Genomic DNA, 17661 nt, shown 5'->3' with positions numbered 1-17661 from the left:
TAGCTAGCTTGGCATACCGCTCAGCCAATATGTGACAGTAACAACCACCAGGGCAATAATGGCTGTAGCGGCAATAGCATCGTTGATGCCATCATTTAGATTCGATTGTTGCTCAGACATACTAGATTCCTCATTTCATCTGGATAAGATATTTTCTATGGGAACTAACGGAGTCAGTTCCAGCGCCATTTTTGCTGGCGGCATTATAGCAGCATAGCAACAAATCAAAAGCAGCAAACAACAAAACAGCGACTCTCTATATCGGTAAAGAGAATAAGCATTATTAGGATAAACCGTTAGATTATAGATAGTTAGCTCGCCCAGCGGAGACTTTTTTAGTATCATTGCGCGTCATTTTCAACAGCATCAGCGATTACCATGTATATATACAATGAATACGACCAGCGTATGGTCGATGAACGGGTTCAGCAGTACCGCGATCAAACCGAGCGATATTTAGCCGGTGACATCACCGATGAGCAATTCCTGCCTCTGCGACTCCAAAACGGACTCTATGTGCAGCGGCTCGCGCCGATGTTACGTATCGCTATTCCTTACGGTACTTTCAATAGCACCCAAATGCGTAAATTCGCCGAGATTAGCCGAAATTTCGATAAAGGCTATGGTCATTTCTCTACTCGCCAAAATCTGCAGCTAAACTGGCCTCAATTAGAAGAAGTACCTGAGATACTGGCGGAACTTGCCACGGTACAGATGCACGCCATTCAAACCAGCGGTAACTGTATACGTAACACTACCACTGACCAATTTGCCGGCGCTGCCGCGGATGAAATAGAAGATCCCCGCCCCTATTGCGAAATCATTCGCCAGTGGTCAACTTTCCACCCTGAATTCGCTTTCTTACCACGTAAATTTAAAATTGCAGTCTGTGCATCAGCCGCCGATCGGGCAGCCATTCACATGCACGATATTGGTGTAGAAGTGGTGCACAATGCCGCTGGCGAAACTGGATTCAAAATTCTAGTCGGTGGCGGTTTGGGCCGTACCCCAGTGATTGGTACCGAGATTATCGACTTTTTACCCAAGCAGCACCTGATCACTTACCTCGACGCAATATTACGCGTATACAACCAGCAAGGGCGCCGCGATAACAAATATAAAGCAAGAATCAAAATCCTGGTTCGGGCAATGGGCATAGAGGCCTTTCGTGAAGCCGTAGAGCAGGAATGGGCTGTACTCAAAGATGGGCCATCTACATTGACTGACGAAGAGTTCAGCTATGCCCAATCGTTCTTCCATTCACCGGATTACGCCGAGATAGATGAAGCAGCAGCCAACCAGGCACTGCAAAAGCAAGCTGAACAAAACCCTATCTTCGGTAACTGGTTAAAGCGCAATACCACCGAACACCAAGCACCCGGTTATAGCATTGCGACCTTATCACTTAAGTCTACCGGCTATGCCCCAGGCGACGTTTCCGATGCCCAAATGGAAGCCATTGCCGATATGGCCGATCAATTTTCATTTGGTGAAATCCGAGCCAGCCACCAGCAGAATTTAATTCTGGCACATGTACGCAAAGATCAATTATTTGCCTTATGGCAACAGGCTCAAGCTAATGGCTTGGCCACAGCCAATATTAACTATCTTACCGATATGATTTGCTGCCCTGGCGGTGATTTCTGTGCATTGGCTAACGCCAAATCCATTCCAATAGCAGAAGCCATACAACGCAAGTTTGATGACCAGGATTACCTTTACGATCTCGGCGAAATCGATCTGAATATTTCTGGCTGCATGAATGCCTGTGGTCACCACCATATTGGTCACATAGGTATTTTAGGTGTGGATAAAAAAGGCCAGGAGTTCTATCAGATTTGTTTAGGTGGCAGCCAGGATCGTGACGCCTCAATTGCCAAGATTCTTGGCCCGTCTTTTTCACAAGAAGATGTTCCGAACGTCATAGAAACGATTCTTAACCTCTATGTAGAGCAACGGACCGAAGAAGAAACCTTTCTCGATACCTACCGCCGTATCGGCCTTGACCCATTTAAGGAGAAAGTTTATGCCAAATAAAATCATTAAAGACGGCGCTGTTATTGATGACCAGTGGCAATTACTTGCTGCAGATGCCACAGAGATTCCAGCTGGTGCTGTTATTATTCCGCTAGCGCTGTGGAACACCCATAAAGACCAACTTGCTGGCCGCGAACAACTGGGGATCTGGTTAGACAGTGATGAATCCCCCAAACTTATCGCCAGCAGTCTCGAGCAGTTTCAGTTGATCGCGATTAACTTCCCTGCTTTCGCTGATGGTCGTGGTTTTTCCTATGGTCGAGAACTTCGCGAAACACACCACTACTGCGGTGAACTAAGAGCAATTGGTGGTATTATTCGCGATCAGCTGTACTTTTTAAAACGCTGTGGCTTTAACAGTTTCGCTGTAAGCAATACGGATTTGGATGCAGCGCTAAGTAGCTTTACAGACTTTTCCAACAGCTATCAAGCTGCAATCGACCAACCCGAACCACTATTTCGAAGACGCTAATACATTAAAGGCCACTTGATAGTGGCCTTTTTTTTGCTTTAACGTAAACTGATTGCCAACACACTTTTGTACTTAAAACCCTATGGATACCAGCAGCATTACATTTGCTTTTTTCCTGATCTTTTCCGGTGCTGCCGTATTAGCCTCGGTAGCACTCTATACCCGCCAACCTATGCTCATTGCTTATATTATTTTAGGCGCCCTAATTGGCCCTTATGGGCTAGCCTACGTTACCGATTTGCAACTGTTATCCGACATTGCTCAATTCGGTATTATCTTCTTACTGTTCTTGCTAGGGCTAGACATGCAGCCGCAAGCATTACTCAGCACCCTTAAAAAAGCTTCCTGGGTTGCCATTATTAGTTCTGTTGTGTTTGCAGCAATTGGTTATGCCGTCGCCTGGCTGTTTGGCTTTATTCATGCTGAAGCGATGGTAATTGGTGCGGCAATGATGTTTTCCAGCACCATTATAGGGATCAAATTATTACCCACTACCGTACTGCATCATCGGCATATGGGTGAAATGATGATTGGCCTGTTATTAATTCAGGATGTAATCGCTATTTTTGTACTGCTTATTTTATTAAGCGGCGATGTAGGTGAGTTCGATTTAATGATCCTGGGCAAAACCATTATTGCGCTGCCTTTGTTTATCGCTTTTGCTGTGCTATTTGTAAAATATATATTACTTAATCTCATTCAAAAATTTGATCGTTTTCATGAATATATATTTCTGCTGGCAATTGGCTGGTGCCTCGGCTTGGCTGAGGCGGCACATGCAGTTGGCTTATCGGCCGAGATTGGCGCATTTATCGCTGGCATATCTTTAGCTACCAGCCCCATATCACAATATATTGCGGTCAATTTAAAACCTTTACGGGACTTCTTTTTAGTATTATTTTTCTTTTCACTGGGCGCGCGTTTTGATTTGACTTTATTAGCAGATATATTAGTGCCTGCAGCGGTGCTGGCAGTATTAATTCTACTCATTAAACCCATCACGTATTACGGCTTGCTGCGCAATGTAAGTGAAAGAAAACTATTGGCCTGGGATATAGGCTTCCGGCTAGGCCAAATTAGCGAGTTTTCACTGTTGATCGCCTATGTAGCGGCTGGCACTTCACTGATTGGCACAGAAGCCTCGCACTTGATTCAAGCCACTGCGATCATTACTTTTATCATTTCATCTTATATTGTTATTTTTAATTGCATGACCCCCATTGCAGTCTCGGATAAATTGCGCAGGGATTGATACCTAAAACGATAAATATAAGCAATAAAAAAACCCAGCTATTAGCTGGGTTTTTTTATTGAGGAAGCGCGTAATTATAACGCGTTTTCTAACTCAGGTACGGCATCAAACAAGTCAGCCACCAAGCCATAATCGGCAACCTGGAAGATTGGAGCATCTTCGTCCTTATTGATTGCAACTATAACTTTAGAGTCTTTCATACCCGCCAAGTGCTGGATAGCTCCTGAAATACCTACAGCGATATACAAGTCTGGAGCAACGATCTTACCGGTCTGACCTACTTGCATATCGTTAGGTACAAATCCAGCGTCAACTGCAGCACGTGATGCACCAACAGCGGCACCCAATTTATCGGCAACGCGCTCCAGCATGGCAAAGTTTTCACCATTCTGCATACCGCGACCACCAGAGATGATGACTCCAGCAGAGGTCAGCTCAGGGCGATCACTAACAGCAACTTCTTCTCCAACGAAAGATGAAAGCGCTGCATCGTGCGCACTAGCAACCGTTTCTACTGCAGCAGAACCACCTTCAGCAGCGACCGCATCAAAGGCAGTAGTACGTACAGTGATAACTTTGATGGCATCAGCAGTCTGTACAGTTTCAATAACGTTACCTGCGTAAATAGGACGCTTAAACGTATCAGCACTTTCAACTGCAATAATTTCAGAAATTTGAGCAACGTCCAGCAAAGCAGCCGCACGAGGCAAAATATTTTTACCCGTCGTGGTCGCCGCAGCCAAAATATGACTGTAATCTTTACCCAGCTCAGCAACTAACAAACTGACATTTTCAGCCAGTTGATTAGCATAAGCAGCGTTATCAGCTACCAGCACTTTACTGACCCCGGCAATCGCTGCAGCAGCAGTTCCAGCAGCGGCACAATCACTACCAGCAACCAGCACAACCACATCACCACCAATAGCATTGGCGCAAGCAACCGTGCTTAAAGTAGCCCCTTTAATCGAGACATTATCGTGTTCAGCAAGAATTAAAATACTCATTAGATCACCTTCGCCTCATTTTTCAGTTTTTCGACCAATTCAGCTACTGACGCGACTTTAATACCAGCAGCGCGCTCAGCAGGTGGCTCAACTTTTACTGACTTAATCCGGGGAGCGGCATCAACACCTAACTCTTCAGGGGTCATCACATCCAATGGCTTTTTCTTAGCCTTCATAATATTCGGCAAAGACGCATAACGCGGCTCGTTCAAACGTAAATCAGTAGTGACTACAGCTGGTAACGTTAATGCCACCGTTTGTAAGCCGCCATCAATCTCACGAGTAACGTTAACCTTACCGTCAGCAACGACTACTTCCGAAGCAAATGTACCCTGAGGGAAGCCAGCCAAAGCAGCCAACATTTGACCAGTCTGATTGTTATCACCATCGATAGATTGCTTACCCAGAATGATTAATTCTGGCTGCTCTTTATCGACAATTGCCTTCAACAATTTGGCCACAGCCAATGGCTGTAACTCAGCATCAGTTTCTACCTGAATACCGCGATCGGCACCCAGTGCCAAAGCCGTACGAATTTGTTCCTGACAGGATTTAGTGCCCATAGAAACTGCAATAATTTCAGTCGCTATGCCCGCTTCTTTCAAGCGAACCGCCTCTTCAACTGCAATTTCACAGAATGGGTTAATCGCCATTTTGACGTTATTGAGGTCAGCACCCGAGCCATCAGACTTAGGGCGAACCTTTACGTTGGCATCAGCTACACGCTTAACAGCAACAAGAACCTTCATAAGATTCTCCGTTTCAAGTTCAGTGGATTTGGCTAACAGAAGCAAGGTTCATAGATAAAAGACCTATCATTAGAACAAACCTCCGCTCTTAGCCTGCGAAAAAACGCGCGTATGTTGACGCTAATCCGAAGTAAGGTCAATACCTTTTTATGTCATCGCAGCTAACATAAAAAGCCATTTTTAGCGGCTTTGAGCAGCATTTTTAGCGAATTTGAAATGCATCAGTAAAATCCTCAATTTTTACTCGCCAACTTCCTATGAGGTTGGCCATTTTGTTAATGAACTTATATACTTGCGGCCTTTCGCGCCCAGCATAAATACAAACTATCGCTGGCGTCATTGTATTCACTAAAATGAGGAATGAATTGTGGAACGTGAATCTATGGAGTTCGACGTCGTTATCGTCGGTGCTGGCCCTGCTGGACTATCAACGGCATGCCGAATTCGACAGCTCAGTGAAGACATCACCGTCTGTGTGGTAGAAAAAGGCGCCGAAGTGGGTGCTCATATTCTTTCAGGGGCGGTTATGGATCCCAAGGCCATGGCCGAGTTATTTCCCGACTGGAAAGAGCGAGGTGCGCCTTTAAACGTCCCTGTATCCAAAGACCAAGTCATGTTGATGCAAAATCAATCCAGCGCTATTAGTGTGCCATTGATGTTTGCCCCTGGCTTCCACAACGATGGCAACTATGTCGTTAGCCTGGCGAATATCTGCCGCTGGCTCGCCGAACAAGCAGAATCGATGGGTGTTGAAATCTATCCGGGGTTTGCCGCCGCCGAAGTGCTCTATCATGAAGACGGCAGCGTTAAAGGTATCGCCACCGGTGATATGGGCGTATCCGCAGATGGCAGCCATAAAGATGCCTATATGCAGGGTATGGAATTGCACGCCAAGTATACGGTATTTGCCGAAGGCTGCAGAGGCCATCTTGGTAAGCAGCTGATTGAAAAGTTTAAACTGGACGAAGGCTGTGACCCACAACACTATGGCATTGGCTTTAAGGAGATATGGGAGATTGACCCGGCCAAACACAGCGAAGGCTTAGTGATCCATACCACCGGCTGGCCCGCCTCTAAAGGCACTGCCTCTGGCAGTTATCTATATCATTCCGACAACAATCAAATTGCTATTGGCTATGTAGTACCCTTAAGCTATGACAATCCGCACGTCTCTCCTTTTGATGAATTCCAGCAATGGAAACATCATGAAAAAATCAAACATTACCTCGAAGGCGGTACCCGTATTGCCTACGGCGCCAGAGCATTGATAAAAGGTGGTCCTCAATCACGGCCCAAAATGAGCTTCCCAGGCGGCCTGTTGATCGGGGATGATGCCGGGACACTTAATTTCGCCAGAATCAAAGGCAGCCACACGGCAATGAAATCCGGGATTATAGCTGGTGATACTTTACATGCTGCGCTAACTGCTGATGCCACAGCTACTACCCGCGATCTGGTTGATTACGCGCAACGCTTTAAAGCTTCATGGTTGCATGAAGAACTACAAAAATGGCGCAACTTCGGCCCGTTGCTGCACAAGTTTGGCGGTATGATCGGCGCGGCATTGGCATTTATTGATCAAGGTATTCTGCAAGGTAAATTACCGATTACGTTGCGTGACACAAAACCAGATCATGAGTGCTTAAAACCCGCAGCCCAGATGCCGAAGATCTCATATCCTAAGCCTGATGGCGTGATAAGCTTTGATAAACTTTCTTCAGTATTTTTATCCAATACCAATCATGAAGAAGATCAGCCATGTCACTTAACGCTAAAAGATGCGGATATTCCATTGCAGCACAATTTGCCTATGTACGACGAACCCGCGCAGCGCTATTGTCCTGCTGGCGTTTATGAAATTGTCGAAGAGAGCAATGGCGATAAGCGCTTTCAGATTAATGGTCAAAACTGTGTCCACTGTAAAACCTGTGACATCAAAGACCCTAGTCAGAATATCGTTTGGGTAACCCCTGAGGGCTTGGGCGGCCCCAATTACCCAAACATGTAATAGCTAAAAAAATAATGGGCGGTTTAACCGCCCATTATTTTATCTGTAACGTTTAATGTCTATAGGCACTGGTGCTAGTTACCCTCTAACTGAAACCAATGACAACCGCTTAACAACCCATGCCCTCCCTCTCGCTCAGTGGCACAATCAACCATACGGTAAAATACAGCCCGACTTACTCTGGCTGTTAGTCCATTGTCTAGCGTAACCACCGGGAATGGCTCGTTCGACGTTTCAGCTGTGGTGACCTGCAATAAATAGTGTTCACCCAACATATATTTTTCGCCGACATTAGACGTAACAACAACACGTTGGTTAGACAAACCCTTATCTAATACATCCATGTCAATTATCAATAAAGCTGTTTGCTCGACCTGAATCCGCCACTTTTCTAGTGGCGTTACTAAATAGTATTCTCCATCCCCTTCACGACGCAAAATGGTAGAAAACAACTTAACCAGCGGCAAACGCTCTATTTTTCCACCTAAATGAAACCAATCGCCGTTGGCCGCTATCCGGATATCAATATCGCCACTGAGCTCCGGGTGCCATAGATGCAGCGGTGGTTTGTCCGGCTGGTCATGCAAGGCAATTTCAATAGCGCTCAAGCTTGTCGAGGAACCAGCCATTAGCGTGCAACCCCTGCTAGATCCTGTGCAATTTTTGTAACAGGCTTTGCCAGCAAGTCCTGCATATCATCACCCAGTAACAACACCCATGAACTCTTTGCCGTAAGTGTAATTTTATCAAGCGTGTTGCCATTCACAACATCCAGTAGGGTCATCGTTAAATGCAGTTTATTGTAAGCGCTATCGGACTGGGCTTGATCATCTTCGACTATAGACTGGCTATCCACTATTTCCAAATATACAAGAAAATGGCTGCCCTTATTTACAGCTAAAGTTCTAGCGGCGGCCAGAGACTCTTTAACATAGCCACCGCTAACACTGGCAAAGTATGGGGACATATTCTGTGCAACAACATTACTTAGCGCCACGGCATCAACCGTATCAATTTTATCACTGACTATCAGGAAGCTTGCACTTGGCTCTAGCCGACGAGTATTCCAGCGACTAATACTAAAGCTGTTAATAACACCAAGACTGCCAGCCATTTGACTGGTTTCACTTTTTACAAAATCAGGCTGACAAGCAGATAGGAACATCGTTGACAAAACGGTCAGCAGCACACTCAAATGTTTAAATTTCATCTCAAGTGACCCTTTAGTAAACACTGTTAACAAACAATATAGCAGAAACAAAAAAGGATTCCTCTGGAATCCTTTAAACACTTACGCAATACTCTATCAGCCTAGCCAATCAAACGAACATTCACCACACCTGTAATCTCACGCATTTTTTGAATAACGCTTTCAGGTGGTGCTGACTCAAGATCGATAAGGTTATAAGCAACTTCATCACGGCTTTTGTTTAACATGTCGATAACATTGATATTTTCGTCAGCCAAAATTGATAGAATATGACCCAAAATCTTCGGCACATTCCGATTACTGATAGATAAGCGCACACTTTTACAACCGGGAGTACGATCAAGCTGTAATGGGGGAAATTGACTGAGTTTTTAATATTACCGTGTTCTAAAAAATCTTTTAGCTGGGTCGCCGCCATAACAGCACAATTTTCTTCGGCCTCATCAGTACTAGCTCCGATATGAGGCATTAATACCGCACCGGCTACTCCGATCAGGTTGGGAGTTGGAAAATCAGCAATATACTTAGCTAACTGATTTGACTCCAAGGCGTTAACCACTGCTGTAGTATCTACAATTTCTTCACGGGCGAAGTTCAACAGGACGGCCCCAGGTTTTAAGTGAGATAACAGCTCACTGTTAACCAAATTGCGGGTTGAATCCAGCACTGGCAAATGCAAAGTAATAAAGTCTGAACGAGAAACCAGCGAAGTAATATTATCGACCTTTTGTACCTCGCTCGATAAACGCCAAGCAGCATCTACAGAAAGTGCCGGGTCATAGCCCGCCACATTCATGCCCAATCCAAGTGCAGTATCAGCAACCATGGAACCAATTGCTCCCAAGCCGATAACACCCAGAGTTTTACCAGCCAACTCATTGCCTTTAAAACGTTTCTTTTCTTTTTCCAGCAACTGACTCATTTCGGCAGCATCAGTCATTTCGTTAAGCGTATTGACATAACTAATGCCTTCAAGGATACCACGTGAACCCAAGGTCAACGCTGAGACAATCAACTCCTTTACCGCATTAGCGTTAGCGCCAGGAGTATTAAAAACAGGAATACCGCGCTCCGTACAATGTGTAACCGGTATGTTATTAACGCCAGCACCCGCTCTAGCGATCGCTAAAATTGATGCGGAAATATCTTCAGGTTTCAGCTTATGGCTACGAACTAAAATCGCATCGGGCTTAGTAAACTCACTAGCAATTTCATAATTATCACGGGGCAGCTTATCCAGGCCCTTTACTGAAATCTGATTTAACGTTAAAACTTTATACACAAAGAACTCCTAAAACAAAGTAACTGGATTATTGTTAATGACTACTTAAAACTCACCCAAACAACTAGACTCAAACCAATCACAAAATATCTATTTCGGCACTTTTACGCAGTGAGCTGACCATATTACTAATACTTGAGCCGACCAAATTACGCTGCAGTTCGTTTTTTAATCCAGCCTGTTCTGCTGCAGAAAGCATTTGCAAATCTCCATCTTTAACTTTTTCCAGCTGCACCACTACTACATCACCATTAGCCAAGCTAACGGTTTTATGGCTAAATTCATCATCGTTAGCTAAGGGCATCGTAAAAACTGCTGCTAATATTTCACGGTTCACTTTAGACGAGCTACGACGAAGACCTTGCTGCACTTGCCATTCATAACCCATCTCTTGGGCTAATACATCCATCGCCTGACCTGTTTCGAGCTTCGCGATCAGTTGAGCAGCCTGAGCCTCTGATAATTCAATCGCTTGTTGCATTGCTAATTGTGAAACGATTTCATCTTTAACTTCAGCCAAGGCTTTAACTTTAGGAGGCTGACTCTCAGTAACATTTACCACGATAAAATGATCAGCTGCCAGTTCAATCACCGGGCTATTATTACCTTCCTTTAGCACATCATCACTGAATGCTGCAGCTAACACTTGTCGACCAGCCAAACTACCTGTCGCAGTACGACGACTAAACAAATCAGACTTGGAAAGTGTTAAGCCTAATTCTTTTGCTGGCGAAGCCAAACCCTCGGAATTAAAAACTATATCTCTTAAGTCTTCTACAGCGGTGACAAATTCTTTTTCAGCTGCCGCTAACTGTAAGCGTTGGGTTAATACCGGTTTAAGCTCATCGATTGACGGTTGCTCACCTTGATTAATTTCAGTCGCTTTTATTAAGTGATAACCAGAGTCGGTTTTAATAATATCTGAAACTTGATTCAAACCGAGATCGAATAAAGCATCTTCAAACTCCGAAGGGAAAGTTTCACCGGCGGTGTAGCCCAAGTCACCGCCACTTTCGGCAGAGCCTATGTCATCTGAAAAAGCTTTCGCCAGCTCGGCGAACTCTTCACCAGCAGATAACTTTGCTGCTACGTCTTCGATCCGCTTTAAAGCGGAGGCGTCATCACGATCATCGGTAATTTCCACCAAAATATGCGAAGCACGTCGCTCTTCACTCGCCTGAAATGCAGCCAACTCTAGCGCGTAAGCCTCATCCAGATCTTCAGGCGAAACGGGCTTGAAAAAATCCTGTTGTTTAACCTCAATATAATCGAGTTTAACCATGGCTTCAGACATAAAACTATCGAGGTTATCATCGTAATATTGCTGTACGTCCTCATCCGTTACATTGACCTGAGCTGCGACTTTATCTTTTGGCAGTGTCAAATAACGGAAACTGCGTGTCTCAGCGACAATATGAGCGACCGCTTCCATTTCTTTCGCAGTAACAAAATCAGAACCGGCAACCCCCGCATTCATTTGGCTGGTCAACATCTCGTCAGCCATCAACCGCTTGAAGTAGGCCGTGGTATAGCCATTGCTACGCAGCACGTTCTCGTACATCTGCGGAGAAAATTGTCCGTCCAGTTGAAACTGCTGCATATTGATAATATTTTGATCAACCGCCACCGCTGATACGCCAATATCTTCAGCTTTAGCAATCTGTAATAACAACCGTTGTTGAATCAAGCGCTCCAGAGCCGGGGCGCGTAAACGCGCTTCATCCAGCAGCTCTGGTTCAACCTGCTCACCCATTAAATTGAGTAATCTACGACGCTCTACATTAACTGCCTGCTGAAGCTCTGCTGCGGTAATATCCTCACCATTGACGGTAGCAACTTTAGCGGGCCCTCCACCGCCAACAAGGCTATCAATACCAAACAAGGCAAAAGGAATAATAATCAGACCAATAATAAACTTGGCAATGAGGCCTTGGGTATTATCACGTATGTTTTGCAGCATCGGGGCTCCCGGCGGATATAATCCTTAACAAAAAAAACGCATCAAATTGATGCGCCTTTTAGATAACTTGAAATCTTTACATATTATTGTTGTTTTACCAGCCCTGCAGGCAATGCAGAGCTAACAAAATACAATTAGTTAACAGCGTCTTTTAACGCCTTACCGGCTTTAAAACCAGGTACTTTAGCCGCTTTAATTTGAATTTCAGCGCCAGTTTGTGGATTACGGCCAGTACGTGCAGCGCGATCTTTAACTGAAAAAGTACCAAAACCCACTAAAACCACTTGATCATTTTCCTTTAAAGCACCGGTAATAGAGTCAACCATGGCATCTAAAGCACGTCCGGCAGCAGCTTTTGGTAAGTCAGCAGAAGCTGCAATAGCTTCGATCAATTCAGATTTATTCACACTTATCCCCTTAGAAAATTACTGATGGTGCTAACCGAGGTCTGATTAGGCACCGTTGAATTTATTCGCCCTATTTATTATCACTAACAATTTGGCACCGCTTAAAGCAGGACGCAATTTATACCAATTGCGTCCATAGCGGTCAAGCTGAAAGCCTTATTTAATGGGCACTTATGCGAGATTTACCACTCTTTTTAGGTTTTTCTTTTATTGCTGGCGAATTGTCATCCGACTTGCTCAGAAACTCATCATCACTAATCGGTTTTGGCATCGCCTCCAAAGCAATCTCCAGAACTTCATCGATCCACTTAACCGGCTTAATATCCAGATCTGCCTTAATATTATCAGGAATTTCTTTTAGATCACGACTGTTCTCATCAGGGATAATAACGGTTTTGATACCACCGCGATGGGCCGCTAATAACTTTTCCTTGAGCCCCCCTATCGGCAACACTTGTCCACGAAGTGTAATCTCACCTGTCATCGCCACATCTGACTTAACCGGTATGCCCGTTAACACGGAGACCAAGGCAGTACACATGCCAATACCCGCACTTGGACCATCTTTGGGGGTAGCACCTTCAGGCACATGTATATGCAAATCATGCTCATCAAAGTATTTAGCCTTTATACCCAATAACTGTGAACGACTGCGAACAACAGTGGTAGCGGCCTGAATTGACTCCAGCATCACATCGCCCAATGACCCTGTTTTAACTTGTAGGCCTTTACCTGCAACGGAGACGGCCTCAATAGTTAACAGCTCTCCACCGACCTGAGTCCATGCCAAACCGGTCACCTGACCAATTTGGTTCTTTTCCTCAGCCTTACCGTAGTTAAATTTACGCACACCACTATAATGCTCCAGTAATTCCGGCGTAATAGTGATCGGAGACTCTTTTTCCTTGAGAGAAAACTCTTTAACCACCTTACGGCACAACTTGGCGACTTCACGCTCCAGGTTACGCACGCCGGCCTCTCGGGTGTAGTAGCGTACCAAGTCACGAATCGCGTCTTCGGTAATATCTAACTCAGACTCTTTCAAGCCACTATTCTTCATCGCTTTAGGTCTTAAGTAGCGGGTAGCGATATTAACTTTTTCATCCTCGGTGTAACCGGGAATACGAATAACTTCCATTCGATCCAGTAGCGGTGCCGGAATATTCATCGAGTTGGAGGTACAAATAAACATTACATCGGATAAATCGTAATCAACCTCAAGATAGTGATCATTGAAATTGTTATTTTGCTCTGGATCCAGAACTTCCAATAATGCCGATGCAGGATCGCCACGGTGATCCATGCCCATCTTGTCAATCTCATCTAATAAAAACAGTGGGTTTTTTACACCGACCTTGGCCAATTTCTGAACAATTTTGCCTGGCATAGAGCCAATATAGGTACGACGATGACCACGAATTTCGGCCTCATCTCTCACCCCACCCAAAGCCATACGGATAAATTCACGATTAGTAGAGCGTGCGATCGACTCCCCTAATGAGGTTTTACCCACCCCAGGAGGGCCGACTAGACATAGAACCGGACCTTTAATTTTGCGGACCCGTTTTTGTACCGCCAAGTATTCAAGGATACGCTCTTTGACTTCTTTCAAGCCGAAGTGATCAGCTTCTAAAATTTGCTCAGCACGCTTTAAGTCATGCTTGACCTTGGAACGTTTTTTCCAGGGTACAGTCACCATCCAGTCTATGTAGCTGCGTACCACCGAAGCTTCTGCTGACATAGGCGACATCATTTTTAATTTATGCAATTCAGCATTGGCTTTTTCAGTCGCTTCCTTACTCATGCCACTTTCCTGAATTTTACTAGCAAGGGCTTCAAGCTCATTCGGCGCCTCGTCCATATCACCCAATTCTTTTTGGATGGCCTTCATTTGTTCGTTCAGATAATACTCGCGCTGACTTTTTTCCATCTGTTTTTTAACGCGACCACGGATGCGCTTTTCAACCTGAAACAAGTCAATTTCTGCCTCCATCAAGCCCATCAAATGCTCAATGCGTTCATGGACATCAGCTACTTCCAGAATGGCCTGCTTTTGCTCAAGCTCCAATGACATATGAGCGGCTATGGTATCTGCCAACCGACCCGGCTCATCGATACCTGATAGCGAATTCAATACTTCAGAAGGGACTTTCTTACTCAAATTGACGTATTTATCAAACTGCGTCATGGTCGATTGAACCAGTGCCTCACCCTCTGTTGCAGCTAACGGCTCCGGCTCGTCCTTAACGGTAATTGCAGAGTAGAAGGTATCCGTTTCGACGACATCTTCGACCTTAGCGCGATAACCGCCTTCAACCAGTACTTTCACCGTGCCATCAGGCAGTTTCAATAATTGCAGCACGGTAGACACCGTACCAACCCGGTAAATATCATCTTTACCCGGATCATCTATAGAGGCGTTCTTCTGCGCCACCAGCAAAATTTGCTTATCGTTAGCCATCGCCTCTTCCAGCGCATCAATAGAGCGCTCGCGGCCGACGAATAATGGAATGACCATATGTGGATAAACCACTACATCACGCAATGGCAATAGTGGTAATTCGATGGTTTTCAGGTTGTCACCCATATAGCTCACCTTGAGGGTCTGTCGGCCAAATGTAGCACCGGAAATTCAATACATTGATTAATAATAGGCGCATATAGCGATTAAGCCAAAACCTATAATCTCTGAATAAAGAAATTGGGGCAATAACTAAAGATTACAAGGTTGCTCGTTAATATTTTATAACGTTATAAATAATGATCATTATTTATACACACCTGCTTAAATGAGCTCAAAGCCTCATTAAACCATCAACCATTCCAATATTTTGCACGAAGGCCATAAATAAAAAAAGCCGGGAATGAATTCCCGGCTTTAGACTTGCTATCAATACCCTATTACTTAGAAGTTATAAGTACCGCCTAATGTTCGCGCTTAACAGGAGTCATGTTCGAAATGCTCCATGCGACCAATAGAGAAAATTAGCCGAAATAAAATGACTTCTTGGTCAATATAACCAGGCAAAAAAACAAAAAACCCCAGCAAAATACCGGGGTTTATAGCTAGCGAACACAGGCAGGCGTTTTGAATCCAGTTACTCTTCCGGCCTGGCTGACTTCAACGGCTCATCAACGTGTTCAGGTGTCTTATAGACCAGCAAAGGCTCTGAATCACCATTAATAACAGATGCATCGATAACCACTTTGGAAACGGTATCTTCTGATGGGATTTTATACATTGTCTCAAGCAGCACCGATTCTAATATCGAACGCAAACCACGTGCGCCGGTCTTACGCACCATTGCCTTTTCAGCAATAGCCCTAACACCATCCTCACGGAAATCAACCTCCACTGACTCCATCTCAAACAATTTAGCATACTGTTTGGTCAAAGAATTCTTGGGCTCAGTCAAAATACTCACAAGCGCATCGATATCCAATTCCTCAAGCGTTGCAATAATGGGCAAACGACCTACAAACTCAGGAATTAAACCGTAACGAACCAAATCCTCTGGCTCTACAACGGCCAGCACTTCACCTACATTTTTAGAATCATCTTTACTTTTTACTTCAGCACTAAACCCTATCCCGCCTTTTTCTGAACGGTCACGGATAACCTTATCAAGGCCAGCGAACGCACCACCACAAATAAACAGAATATTGGCAGTATCTACTTGAAGGAACTCCTGCTGTGGATGCTTACGCCCACCCTGAGGCGGCACTGAGGCAACAGTCCCCTCGATTAATTTCAACAGTGCTTGCTGAACACCTTCACCGGAAACATCACGAGTGATAGAGGGGTTATCAGATTTACGGGATATTTTGTCAATTTCATCGATATAAACAATGCCGTTCTGGGCTTTCTCCACATCGTAATCACATTTTTGCAACAGCTTTTGGATAATATTTTCAACATCCTCACCCACATAGCCTGCTTCAGTTAAAGTGGTGGCATCAGCAATGGTAAAAGGGACGTCCAATAAACGAGCAAGGGTTTCTGCAAGTAACGTTTTACCGCTACCCGTTGGGCCTACCAGCAATATATTACTCTTACCCAACTCAACTTGATCCTTCTTCGGATCACCGTAACGTAAACGCTTATAATGGTTATATACCGCAACGGCCAACACTTTCTTAGCGCGCTGCTGACCAATAACATACTCGTCAAGGATCTCTTTGATCTCTACTGGTGTTGGTAGCTTATCCTGGCCGCCCTCACCTGAGGATTCCTGAACTTCTTCACGAATAATATCGTTACAAAGATCGACACATTCATCACAAATAAAGACTGATGGACCGGCAATTAACTTCCGAACTTCATGCTGACTCTTTCCGCAAAAGGAACAGTACAACAGCTTGCCGCCATCATCACCGCTGTCTTTAGTATTATTACTCATTGAACGCTCTACCCCGTCTCACTCTCAATCTTCACATTCTTACTGCTAAAGATGCTGCCTTTTAGCTGATATTGCAAGCCCCTATAGCTATATTCGGCCACCATGGTGAATAATTAAGGAGGATTAATCTTTACTTAACTTACGGTTGGACAATACTTCATCAACCAGGCCATATTCCTTGGATGTTTCTGCGTTCATGAAGTTATCCCGCTCAGTATCACGGGCGATGGTCTCATAGTCTTTACCGGTATGCTCAGCCATCAAGTGATTTAAACGCTCCCGGATAATCAAGATTTCACGCGCTTGAATATCGATATCAGTTGCCTGACCCTGAGCACCGCCGCTAGGCTGATGGATCATGGTTCGCGCATTAGGCAGCATAAAGCGCTTGCCCTTGGCGCCACCAGACAAAAGGAAGGCACCCATGCTAGCAGCTTGACCAATACACATAGTACTGACATCCGGCTTGATGAACTGCATAGTGTCATAAATCGATAGGCCAGCTGTGACGGACCCACCCGGGAGTTGATATACAGGTGAATATCTTTATCAGGATTCTCGGATTCAAGGAATAACATCTGCGCGACGATAAGGTTCGCCATATGATCTTCCACTTGCCCAACCATGAAGATTACCCGCTCTTTTAATAGACGTGAGTAAATATCATAGGAACGCTCACCCTTGGCAGTTTGCTCAACCACCATAGGCACCAAACCTAAATTAGTAACTTCTTGCTGATTGATGCTATTAGGATCAAATCTGGACATAGTGTATTCGCTCTCGGGTGTTATCGTGTATTTATTAAGCGCTTAAACAAACAAGCGGCTATCTACGCTGCCGTGTTAGGCAACATAGTATAGCCGCTTGTGTTAAATTGTAG

Annotated in this window: 13 protein-coding genes and 2 pseudogenes; 4 read left to right on the top strand and 11 right to left on the bottom strand. The window is 44.8% G+C overall.

The annotated features are described in order from the left end of the window. Positions 1–3: 3 nt before the first annotated feature. Positions 4–120, bottom strand: a complete 117-nt coding sequence (locus UNITIG_RS23645) for a methionine synthase (protein WP_200821337.1) — start codon at positions 118–120, stop codon at positions 4–6. Between the two features lie 258 nt (positions 121–378). On the opposite strand from UNITIG_RS23645, the gene UNITIG_RS16305 reads away from it, so the two are divergent. The 3 genes from UNITIG_RS16305 to UNITIG_RS16295 all read left to right on the top strand — a co-directional run bounded on the left by UNITIG_RS16305 (position 379) and on the right by UNITIG_RS16295 (position 3761). Next, entirely contained in the window at positions 379–2037 is a 1659-nt protein-coding gene (locus tag UNITIG_RS16305; RefSeq protein WP_101759444.1) for a nitrite/sulfite reductase, read from the top strand. Beyond that, positions 2027–2509 (top strand): DUF934 domain-containing protein, encoded by a 483-nt coding sequence (locus tag UNITIG_RS16300; RefSeq protein WP_101759443.1) that lies wholly within the window; start codon positions 2027–2029, stop codon positions 2507–2509. The genes UNITIG_RS16305 and UNITIG_RS16300 overlap by 11 nt, the downstream gene beginning before the upstream one ends. An 82-nt stretch (positions 2510–2591) precedes the next feature. Continuing rightward, complete coding sequence (locus UNITIG_RS16295) at positions 2592–3761, top strand: cation:proton antiporter (RefSeq protein ID WP_101759442.1); 1170 nt, start codon at positions 2592–2594, stop codon at positions 3759–3761. A 74-nt stretch (positions 3762–3835) separates the two neighbouring features. Here UNITIG_RS16295 and UNITIG_RS16290 read toward each other — a convergent pair whose 3' ends face one another. Both UNITIG_RS16290 and UNITIG_RS16285 read right to left on the bottom strand, forming a co-directional pair. Continuing rightward, positions 3836–4765 (bottom strand): electron transfer flavoprotein subunit alpha/FixB family protein, encoded by a 930-nt coding sequence (locus UNITIG_RS16290; RefSeq protein ID WP_101759441.1) that lies wholly within the window; start codon positions 4763–4765, stop codon positions 3836–3838. Next, the gene (locus UNITIG_RS16285; RefSeq protein ID WP_101759440.1) at positions 4765–5514 is read right to left on the bottom strand and encodes an electron transfer flavoprotein subunit beta/FixA family protein; all 750 of its coding nucleotides are present in this window, start codon (positions 5512–5514) and stop codon (positions 4765–4767) included. The genes UNITIG_RS16290 and UNITIG_RS16285 overlap by 1 nt, the downstream gene beginning before the upstream one ends. 367 nt (positions 5515–5881) lie before the next feature. Here UNITIG_RS16285 and UNITIG_RS16280 point away from each other — a divergent pair, with 367 nt between their 5' ends. Continuing rightward, positions 5882–7522, top strand: a complete 1641-nt coding sequence (locus UNITIG_RS16280) for an electron transfer flavoprotein-ubiquinone oxidoreductase (protein WP_101759439.1) — start codon at positions 5882–5884, stop codon at positions 7520–7522. 74 nt (positions 7523–7596) lie between these two features. Here the strand turns inward: UNITIG_RS16280 and UNITIG_RS16275 are convergent, their stop codons facing one another. From UNITIG_RS16275 to clpP, 8 genes and pseudogenes are all read right to left on the bottom strand, one after another. Beyond that, positions 7597–8151, bottom strand: a complete 555-nt coding sequence (locus tag UNITIG_RS16275; RefSeq protein WP_101759438.1) for a DUF1285 domain-containing protein — start codon at positions 8149–8151, stop codon at positions 7597–7599. Then, a complete protein-coding gene (locus tag UNITIG_RS16270; protein ID WP_101759437.1) occupies positions 8151–8732 on the bottom strand; it encodes a DUF4823 domain-containing protein in 582 nt (193 codons plus the stop codon). Before UNITIG_RS16270 ends, UNITIG_RS16275 begins: the two co-directional genes overlap by 1 nt. Before the next feature lie 101 nt (positions 8733–8833). Next, positions 8834–10014 (bottom strand): annotated as a pseudogene (locus UNITIG_RS16265) (phosphoglycerate dehydrogenase). 79 nt (positions 10015–10093) lie between these two features. Continuing rightward, positions 10094–11974, bottom strand: coding sequence for a SurA N-terminal domain-containing protein (locus tag UNITIG_RS16260; RefSeq protein ID WP_101759436.1), 1881 nt, complete (start codon positions 11972–11974; stop codon positions 10094–10096). Between the two features lie 134 nt (positions 11975–12108). Next, positions 12109–12381: an HU family DNA-binding protein gene (locus tag UNITIG_RS16255; RefSeq protein WP_101759435.1), complete on the bottom strand. Its 273-nt coding sequence runs from the start codon at positions 12379–12381 to the stop codon at positions 12109–12111. A 160-nt stretch (positions 12382–12541) separates the two neighbouring features. After that, positions 12542–14968: an endopeptidase La gene (lon, locus tag UNITIG_RS16250; protein ID WP_101759434.1), complete on the bottom strand. Its 2427-nt coding sequence runs from the start codon at positions 14966–14968 to the stop codon at positions 12542–12544. 511 nt (positions 14969–15479) lie between these two features. Further along, positions 15480–16781: an ATP-dependent Clp protease ATP-binding subunit ClpX gene (clpX, locus tag UNITIG_RS16245; protein ID WP_101759433.1), complete on the bottom strand. Its 1302-nt coding sequence runs from the start codon at positions 16779–16781 to the stop codon at positions 15480–15482. Positions 16782–16904: 123 nt separating this feature from the next. Beyond that, positions 16905–17548: pseudogene (gene clpP, locus UNITIG_RS16240) on the bottom strand (ATP-dependent Clp endopeptidase proteolytic subunit ClpP). Positions 17549–17661: the final 113 nt, after the last annotated feature.

This window comes from Oceanicoccus sp. KOV_DT_Chl (assembly GCF_900120175.1).
Classification (GTDB): Bacteria; Pseudomonadota; Gammaproteobacteria; order Pseudomonadales; family Dasaniaceae; genus Oceanicoccus.
The sequence above is the reverse complement of the archived record's forward strand: the minus strand, read 5'-3'. Positions and strand labels throughout refer to the sequence as shown.